This window comes from Bacilli bacterium (assembly GCA_036381315.1).
GTDB lineage: Bacteria > Bacillota > Bacilli > Paenibacillales > KCTC-25726 > DASVDB01.
Genome location: DASVDB010000010.1, coordinates 1 through 9,622 on the forward strand (window position 1 = coordinate 1; position 9,622 = coordinate 9,622).

9 protein-coding genes are annotated in these 9,622 nt (G+C 52.0%); all 9 read right to left on the bottom strand.

Annotated elements, in window-relative coordinates:
* On the bottom strand, positions 1-620 hold a 620-nt coding region (gene rplD / locus VF260_00675), incomplete at its 3' end, for a 50S ribosomal protein L4 (protein ID HEX7055693.1).
* Between the two features lie 23 nt (positions 621-643).
* A complete protein-coding gene (gene rplC / locus VF260_00680; protein HEX7055694.1) occupies positions 644-1,276 on the bottom strand; it encodes a 50S ribosomal protein L3 in 633 nt (210 codons plus the stop codon).
* Positions 1,277-1,314: 38 nt separating this feature from the next.
* Positions 1,315-1,623 (bottom strand): 30S ribosomal protein S10, encoded by a 309-nt coding sequence (rpsJ, locus tag VF260_00685; GenBank protein HEX7055695.1) that lies wholly within the window; start codon positions 1,621-1,623, stop codon positions 1,315-1,317.
* A 335-nt stretch (positions 1,624-1,958) separates the two neighbouring features.
* Positions 1,959-3,149, bottom strand: a complete 1,191-nt coding sequence (tuf, locus tag VF260_00690) for an elongation factor Tu (GenBank protein HEX7055696.1) — start codon at positions 3,147-3,149, stop codon at positions 1,959-1,961.
* 54 nt (positions 3,150-3,203) lie between these two features.
* Entirely contained in the window at positions 3,204-5,279 is a 2,076-nt protein-coding gene (gene fusA / locus VF260_00695) for an elongation factor G (protein ID HEX7055697.1), read from the bottom strand.
* Positions 5,280-5,321: 42 nt separating this feature from the next.
* Positions 5,322-5,792, bottom strand: coding sequence for a 30S ribosomal protein S7 (gene rpsG / locus VF260_00700; protein ID HEX7055698.1), 471 nt, complete (start codon positions 5,790-5,792; stop codon positions 5,322-5,324).
* Between the two features lie 58 nt (positions 5,793-5,850).
* Positions 5,851-6,270 (bottom strand): 30S ribosomal protein S12, encoded by a 420-nt coding sequence (rpsL, locus tag VF260_00705; GenBank protein HEX7055699.1) that lies wholly within the window; start codon positions 6,268-6,270, stop codon positions 5,851-5,853.
* Between the two features lie 129 nt (positions 6,271-6,399).
* A complete protein-coding gene (locus tag VF260_00710) occupies positions 6,400-6,636 on the bottom strand; it encodes a ribosomal L7Ae/L30e/S12e/Gadd45 family protein (GenBank protein HEX7055700.1) in 237 nt (78 codons plus the stop codon).
* Positions 6,637-6,803: 167 nt separating this feature from the next.
* A partial coding sequence (rpoC, locus tag VF260_00715; GenBank protein ID HEX7055701.1) for a DNA-directed RNA polymerase subunit beta' occupies positions 6,804-9,622 on the bottom strand: 2,819 nt, incomplete at its 5' end.

Sequence of the window (9,622 nt, forward strand, 5' to 3'; positions counted from 1 at the left end):
GCGAATACCTCCTCCACTTTGGCGACCGCGTCTTTGGTCATGATCAATCTGTCGTGCCCAATGACGTCCAGCACATTAATACCTTCAGCGGTAACGAATTTTACTCCCGGAACATTGCGGATCGACAATGCGACGTTATCGTCATATTCCGCTCCGACGACCAGCGCCTTGCGTTCAACGTTCAGATTTTTCAGAACGGCTACGAATTCCTTCGTTTTCGGCTTGGCAAACGATAATTGGTCAAGCACGATCATTTCATTATCCTTCACTTTGGCGGACAACACGGACTTCAGCGCAAGTCTGCGCACTTTTTTCGGCAACTTGTAGGAATAACTTCTTGGCGTCGGGCCGAATACGATGCCGCCGCCTTTCCATTGCGGGGCACGGATGCTGCCTTGCCGGGCGCGTCCGGTGCCTTTTTGCCTCCACGGTTTTTTGCCGCCGCCGCTTACTTCCGAGCGTCCTTTCACTTTGTGCGTGCCCATGCGCAATGATGCTTGTTGCATCACAACAGCGTCATGCACAACATGCTCGTTCGGTTCAATTCCGAATACGGCGTCGGACAATTCGATATCGCCGATTTGTTCGCCGCTTGTATTAAATAAAGCCACTTTAGGCATTACTCTTCCTCCTTTCCAACGAATCAAACCTTTTTATTCGTTAATTTAATTTTGACATAGCTATTATTTGCGCCGGGAACGGAACCTTTTACCAACAATACGTTTTTCTCGGCGTCTACGCGCACCAATTCCAGATTGCGAATGGTTACCGTTTCGCTTCCCATATGGCCGGCCAGCTTTTTGCCTTTCGGAATCCGGTTCGCCGTGCGAATCACTGCGAATGATCCCGGGCCGCGGTGGTATTTCGAACCGTGCGACATCGGGCCGCGCGAATGGCCGTGGCGTTTGATCGCGCCTTGAAATCCTTTGCCTTTCGAGATACCCGTAATGTCGACAAATTCGCCTTCCGCAAATAAGTCCGCTTTAATTTCCTGACCAACCTCGTAATCCGCCAAGTTGACGCCGCGGATTTCCCGAATGTAGCGCTTAGGGGTCGTGTTCGCTTTTTTGGCGTGTCCCGACTCAGGTTTGTTGGCATTGTTTTCTTTTTTATCCTCGAATCCGAGCTGGATGGCATCGTATCCGTCGTTTTCCGTATCTTTTTTCTGCAAAACCACACATGGGCCAGCCTGTATGACTGTCACCGGAATGACCGTTCCGTCGGCTGCGAATACTTGTGTCATCCCCAGTTTTTTGCCTAAGATACCTTTGGTCATGTCGACACCTCTTTTCTTCATTATGCTGTCACTGATGTTTATAATTTGATTTCAATATCCACGCCGGACGGCAGATCCAAACGCATCAGAGCGTCAACCGTTTGCGGCGTCGGATTGACAATATCGATCAAACGTTTATGCGTGCGCATTTCGAATTGTTCCCGCGAATCTTTGTACTTGTGCACCGCGCGCAAAATCGTGATCACCTGCTTTTCCGTCGGTAGCGGTATCGGACCCGATACGCCCGCGCCGGAACGTTTCGCCGTCTCGACAATTTTTACGGCAGATTGATCCAGGATTCTGTGATCGTAAGCCTTCAAACGGATGCGGATTTTTTGTTTTGCCATTGTATTCCCTCCCTTTATCGTCCAATTCGCTTATCGGACATACTCCGTGAAAATTTCCCGACAGCCGGTCCATGGCAAAGGGGCCGGGTGTGTCGGCAACCTCTCACATCATCGCAAAGTCACAGACCAACGTTCACTATTATATAGAAATATACAATCTAATGCAAGATTTTTTTAAGCAAACCGGAGTGGCTGCCAGGTTGCGCACTTTTATTTCTCTCCCGCTGCTCGCTTGGCCGCCCCCGCGCCATCACAGGCATCACGCACAGGGCAAATGCAAAGACCCTCCTCCATTTCTGAAGAAGGGTCCGGAAAAATGTTTCCTCTTAAATTTATTACTTGCTGATGGTCGAAACGGCTCCGGCGCCAACGGTGCGGCCGCCTTCGCGAATAGCGAAACGGGTTCCTTCTTCCATCGCGATCGGCGAGATCAACTCAACCGTAACGTTGATGTGGTCACCGGGCATTACCATTTCGGTTCCTTCCGGCAAATTGATGATGCCGGTTACGTCTGTCGTACGGAAGTAGAACTGCGGGCGATATCCGCCGAAGAACGGTTTGTGGCGGCCGCCTTCTTCCTTGGTCAGGACGTAAACTTGCGCAGTGAAGGTCGTATGCGGTTTAACGGAGCCCGGTTTAGCCAAAACCTGGCCGCGTTCCACGTCTTTACGTTCAATACCGCGCAAGAGAGCGCCGATATTGTCGCCGGCTTGCGCTTGATCCAGCAATTTGCGGAACATTTCCACGCCGGTAACAACCGTCTTCTTGTTTTCATCAGCCAAACCGATAATTTCAACTTCATCGCCGACTTTAACGGTTCCGCGTTCAACACGGCCGGTAGCAACCGTACCGCGTCCGGTAATCGTGAACACGTCTTCGACAGGCATCAGGAACGGCTTGTCGGTTTCGCGCTCTGGGGTCGGGATGTATGCGTCAACTTTTTCAAACAGCTCTACGATCTTTTCAGCCCAAGGGCCGTCAGGATTTTGCAGAGCTTCGCGAGCGGAGCCGCGAATGATCGGCGTGTCATCGCCCGGGAATTCGTACTCATTCAACAAGTCGCGAACTTCCATTTCAACCAGTTCCAACAATTCTTCGTCTTCCACCATGTCGCATTTGTTCAAAAATACGACGATGTAAGGCACGCCAACCTGGCGGGACAGCAAGATGTGCTCGCGGGTTTGCGGCATCGGGCCGTCAGCGGCGGAAACGACGAGAATGGCGCCGTCCATTTGCGCTGCGCCGGTGATCATGTTCTTGACGTAGTCGGCGTGTCCTGGGCAGTCAACGTGAGCGTAGTGGCGATTCGGCGTTTCATATTCAACGTGTGCGGTCGAGATCGTAATACCGCGTTCGCGCTCTTCCGGAGCTTTGTCGATTTGGTCGAAAGCTACGGCGTTGCCTCCATATTTCTTTGCCAACACTGTGGTGATTGCAGCCGTCAGTGTGGTTTTGCCATGGTCAACGTGACCGATTGTGCCGATATTGATATGCGGCTTTGTCCGTTCAAATTTTGCTTTTGCCATAGTAGCGATTCCTCCTTAAATAAATTGACTTGTTTTATTTTGCCAATGGCGAAATTACTCGCCTTTGTGCTTCGCAATAATTTCATCCGAAATGCTTCTCGGCACTTCTTCATAATGGGATATTTCCATCGCGTAAACGCCGCGGCCTTGCGTGCGGGAACGAAGCGTCGTGGAATATCCGAACATTTCGGAAAGCGGCACTTTGGCGCGAATGACTTGCGCACCGGCGCGCGCTTCCATGCCTTCGATACGGCCCCGGCGGGAGTTCAGGTCGCCCATTACGTCGCCCATGTACTCTTCCGGTACGGTGACTTCAACTTTCATGATCGGCTCAAGCAATACGGGATTGCACTTGTCTTTCGCCGCTTTTAGCGCGAGCGAACCGGCAATTTTGAACGCCATTTCGCTGGAGTCAACATCATGATAGGATCCGTCGAAGATTGTCGCCTTAATATCGACAAGCGGGAATCCGGCAAGAACGCCATTCTTCATGGATTCTTCAATGCCGGCCTGTACTGCCGGAATATATTCTTTCGGCACTACGCCGCCGACAATCTTGTTCTCAAACTGGAATCCGGTGCCGGGCTCAAGCGGTTCGAATTCGATCCAAACGTGGCCGTATTGACCGCGGCCGCCCGACTGGCGGACAAACTTCCCTTCCACTTTCGCCGAAGAGCGGAAAGTTTCCCGATAGGCGACTTGCGGCTTGCCGACGTTCGTTTCCACTTTGAACTCGCGCAGCATGCGGTCGACGATAATTTCCAGGTGCAGTTCGCCCATCCCGGAAATAATCGTTTGTCCGGTTTCCTGATCCGTATGAAAACGGAATGTCGGATCTTCTTCGGCCAGCTTGGATAGCGCCACGCCCATTTTGTCCTGATCGGCTTTCGTTTTCGGTTCCACGGCGATGTGGATAACCGGATCCGGGAAATTCATCGATTCCAGGATGACCGGATTCTTTTCATCGCAAAGCGTATCGCCGGTGGTCGTATCTTTCAAACCGACGGCTGCGGCAATGTCGCCCGCATATACTTCCGAGATTTCCTGGCGATGGTTGGCGTGCATCTGCAAAATGCGCCCGATTCTTTCCCGTTTGCCTTTTGTCGAGTTCAGCACGTACGAACCGGATTGGAGCACCCCGGAATATACGCGGAAGAACGTCAGTTTGCCGACGAACGGGTCGGATGCGATCTTAAACGCCAGCGCCGAGAACGGTTCGCTGTCCGAAGACTTCCGGGTTGTTTCCGTGCCGTCTTCCAGAATGCCGCGGATATCGGGAACATCCGTAGGAGCCGGCAAATAATCAACTACCGCGTCCATCATCAGCTGAACGCCTTTGTTGCGGTAGGAAGAGCCGCAGATGACCGGGAAAATTTGCACTTGGCAAACGCCTTTGCGCAATGCTTTTTTCAATTCGTCTACGGAGATTTCTTCGCCTTCGAGATATTTCATGGTGAGATCTTCATCCAATTCGGCGATTTTCTCCACCATCTCGTTGCGAAGCTCCTCGACTTTATCCTTGTAATCTGCCGGAACTTCCGTTTTTTCAATTTCTTTGCCGAGATCGTCTTTGTAGATGTAGGCGACATTTTCAATCAGGTCGATGATCCCGACAAAATCATTCTCCGCGCCGATCGGATATTGAATCGGCACAGCGTTCGCGCCCAGCCGCTCGCGCATCGTTTTCACCGCGTACAGGAAGTCGGCGCCGACGATGTCCATCTTGTTGACGTAAGCAATACGGGGAACGTGATATTTATCCGCTTGCCGCCAGACTGTTTCTGATTGCGGTTCGACGCCTTCTTTGGCGCTAAACACCGCGACGGAACCGTCCAAAACGCGCAAGGAACGTTCAACTTCGACGGTAAAATCCACGTGTCCCGGCGTGTCGATGATGTTGATGCGGTGACCTTTCCACTGCGCGGTCGTCGCGGCAGACGTAATCGTAATGCCGCGCTCTTGCTCCTGCTCCATCCAGTCCATCGTGGCCGCGCCTTCATGCACTTCGCCTATCTTATGAACGCGTCCGGTATAAAACAGAATCCGCTCCGTGGTTGTTGTTTTACCCGCATCAATATGCGCCATGATCCCGATATTGCGCGTCTTTTCCAAGGAGAACTCTCTTGGCATGATCTCGTCTCCTTTCTTTCATGATTGTTATCGTGTCGTATTTTACCAGCGATAATGCGCAAACGCCTTGTTCGCTTCCGCCATCTTGTGCGTATCTTCACGCTTTTTGACGGCGGCGCCGGTGTTGTTGCTTGCATCAATGATTTCTGCAGCCAAACGCTCCTGCATGGTATGTTCGCCGCGCGTGCGTGAGTAATTCACCAACCAGCGGAGCCCCAACGAAGTTCTCCGATCCGCCTTTACTTCTACCGGAACCTGATAATTCGCGCCACCTACGCGGCGCGCTTTTACTTCAAGCACAGGCATAATGTTCTTCAGCGCCTGTTCAAAAACTTCCATCGGATCTTTGCCGGTGCGTTCTCTAATAATATCGAAAGCATCGTACAGGATGCGCTGGGCGACGCCTTTTTTGCCGTCGATCATGATTCTGTTGATCAGGCGTGTAACCAGTTTGCTGTTATAAATCGGATCCGGCAATACGTCTCTGCGCGGTACTGGACCTTTACGAGGCATAGTTATCCCCCTTTCTGTCATAAATCATCCGTGTTTGCGTACCAGCCAATCCGCAAGATCATTTTTTCGCTTTCGGCTTTTTGGTTCCGTATTTCGATCTGCCCTGGCCGCGGTTATTAACGCCCGCAGTATCCAATGCGCCGCGTACAATATGATAGCGGACACCAGGCAAATCTTTAACCCTGCCGCCGCGAATCAGTACAACGCTGTGCTCTTGCAGGTTGTGCCCAATACCGGGAATATAAGCCGTCACTTCAACGCGATTCGTCAACCGAACACGCGCATATTTCCTGAGCGCCGAATTCGGCTTCTTCGGAGTCATCGTCCCGACACGGGTGCATACGCCCCGCTTTTGCGGCGAACTCAAATTCGTTTCTTCCCGGTTCATTGCATTATAACCTTTTTGCAGAGCCGGAGATTTTGATTTCACTACTTTCGCTTTGCGTCCTTTGCGCACTAATTGATTAATTGTCGGCATCGCGCAACCTCCTTCCTCGTTCCTGATAAATGCCGGTTTGCTTATGCCCACAGATCCAGGCGGTTCATATCAAGCCAAACGAAAAGGTTTTGCCCTGCCGAACTCCGGGAAGGCGAAACCGGTTGTTTGCTACTCTTTGACAACCGCCGCCATTGCGGCGCCAACTTCTATTCCGCACGCTTTGCCAAGCTGCTTCATGGTGTCGACAAAAACCACTTTCACGCCCATCTTCTTGCAAAGCTGCGTGATCTTGAACGTGATTTTGGGATCTGCGTCACTTGCGACATAAACCTCAAAAGCATTTCCGTGCTCCACCGCTTTGGTGGTTTGTTTTGTGCCGATAATGACTTTGCCTTTGGGAAACATATGTTCATAAGACAACGTTCAACATCCTCCAAATTTCTGGAGTATTTTTTGGCACACTACGATAGTGTAGCACCACAAACGGGACCCTGTCAAGAACATGATCGAACGCCCTTGACCAGTCGATCACCGCCGGCAGTTTGCTTATGAAACATGCGTATCTGTGGAGATTACTCCACAGATACGACTTCTTCATGCAGCGCATCTTCCGGTGCTTCTTCGCCGTTATTCGGCGCATTGACTTTAATGCCCCGATATTTGGTCATCCCGGTTCCCGCCGGAATGAGTTTGCCGATAATGACGTTCTCCTTCAATCCGAGCAACTGGTCTACTTTGCCTTTAATCGCCGCATCGGTCAACACGCGGGTTGTTTCCTGGAATGACGCCGCGGACAGGAACGAATCGGTTTCGAGCGACGCCTTTGTTATCCCCAACAGGACAGGGCGGGCAACCGCCGGTTCCTTGTCAGACAAAAGCGCCTCTTTATTCGCTTCTTCGTATTCGTGAATATCAACAAACGATCCCGGCAAAAGCGCCGTATCACCGGCATCGACGACGCGAATTTTTCTGAGCATTTGCCGAATCATCACTTCAATGTGCTTATCGTTGATTTCTACACCCTGGTTGCGGTAAACGCGCTGCACTTCCTGCAGGATGTAATTTTGCACGCCGCGAATGCCTTTAATCCGCAGCATATCTTTCGGATCGATGGATCCGTCGGTCAATTCGTCGCCCGCTTCTACCTGCATGCCGACCGAAACACGCATGCGCGAGCCATAGCTGACCGCGTAAACCTTCGTTTCCGCTTCGCCTTCCACTTCGATTTCCCGGCGGTCTTTCGCTTCGCGGATATCTTTCACGATACCGTCGATTTCGGTAATGGTCGCCTGGCCTTTCGGGTTGCGCGCTTCAAAAAGCTCCTGAATACGCGGCAAACCTTGCGTAATATCGTCTCCGGCGACGCCGCCCGTATGGAATGTGCGCATAGTCAGCTGCGTGCCCGGCTCGCCGATCGACTGCGCCGCGATAATGCCGACCGCTTCACCGATTTCCACGAACTTGCCGGTCGCGAGATTGCGCCCGTAACATTTCTTGCAAACACCGTGCCGCGTGCGGCAGCTGAGCACGGAACGGATCTGAATTTTTTCGATTCCGGCGGCAATGATGGCGTTCGCTTTGGCCGAATCGATCATCTCATCGCGGTTGACGATAATCTCGCCGGTTTGCGGATGGCGAATCGTTTCAAAGGAATAGCGGCCTTCAATCCGGTCGTACAAGTCTTCAATGACTTCCTTGCCGTCATGGATTTTGCCGACGGTAAACCCTTTATCGGTGCCGCAGTCCTCTTCGCGCACGATCACATCTTGCGCCACATCGACCAGGCGTCTGGTCAGATAGCCCGAGTCCGCCGTCCTGAGCGCGGTATCAGCCAAACCTTTGCGCGCGCCGTGCGTGGAAATAAAGTACTCCAGGACGGTCAACCCTTCGCGGAAATTCGATTTGATCGGCAATTCGATAATGCGGCCCGCCGGGTTCGCCATCAATCCGCGCATTCCGCCAAGCTGGGTGATCTGCGATTTGTTACCGCGCGCTTTGGACTCGACCATCATATTGATGGAATTGTATTTGTCGAGCGATTTCATCAAGATGTCGGTAATGTCGCTTTTCATTTTATCCCAAATGCTGATCGTGCGGTCATAGCGTTCTTCGTTTGTGATCAAGCCGCGGCGGTATTGATTTTGCACGACTTTGACCTTCTCTTCCGACTCTTTAAGCAGTTGTTGTTTTTCCGGCGGAACCAAAACGTCGGAAACGGCGATGGTAATTCCCGCCTTGGTGGAATAGGTGAATCCGAGCTGCTTGATGTTATCCAAAATCACGGAAGTCTTTGTTGTATGGTAGCGGCGGAAGCATTCGGCGATAATCGCGCCGAGATATTCCTTGCCGATAGCGCCTTTATCGGCAGTGGCGAAAATCGCCTTTCTGATGTCCGCGCCCTTCTCGTAAATAAAGTAGCGATCCGGCGTCCCGTTCATCAAATTGACTTTGGTCGGCTCGTTGATATACGGGAAATCATCCGGGAATATTTCATTGAAAATGATTTTGCCGATCGTCGTAACCAGCATGGCGTTTTGCTGCTCAGGCGTGAATGTTTTTTTGTTCAACATTTTTGCCGGGATGGCAACGCGCGCATGCAAGGACACATTGCCCGACTGGTATGCCGAAACGGCTTCGTTGACGCTGCGCAAAATAAGGCCGGAGCCCTTTGCTTCAGGGTTATCCATTGTCAAATAAAAGGTTCCCAGAACCATATCCTGCGACGGCGTAACAACAGGCTTTCCGTCTTTCGGGTTCAAGATGTTCCCCGAGGCCATCATCAAAAGCCGGGCTTCGGCTTGCGCTTCCGCGGACAACGGCACGTGGACGGCCATCTGGTCGCCATCGAAATCAGCGTTGTAAGCCGTGCATACGAGCGGATGCAGCTTGATCGCGCGGCCTTCGACCAGAATCGGTTCGAACGCTTGAATTCCCAGCCTGTGCAGCGTGGGCGCGCGATTCAAAAGCACCGGATGTTCCTTGATGACTTCTTCCAGCACATCCCAAACTTCAGGGCTGATTTTTTCGACTTTGCGTTTCGCGCTTTTAATGTTATGCGCAAGCCCTTTGTTGACCAATTCTTTCATGACGAACGGCTTGAACAATTCCAAAGCCATTTCTTTCGGCAAACCGCATTGGTACATTTTCAGGCTGGGACCTACAACGATAACGGAACGCCCGGAGTAGTCCACGCGCTTTCCCAGCAGATTTTGCCGAAACCGTCCCTGCTTGCCTTTCAGCATATGGCTTAAGGATTTGAGCGGGCGGTTGCCCGGTCCCGTTACGGGACGCCCGCGGCGTCCGTTGTCGATCAGAGCGTCGACGGCTTCTTGCAGCATCCTTTTTTCGTTTTGCACGATGATGTCCGGCGCGCCAAGATCCAGCAGTCTTT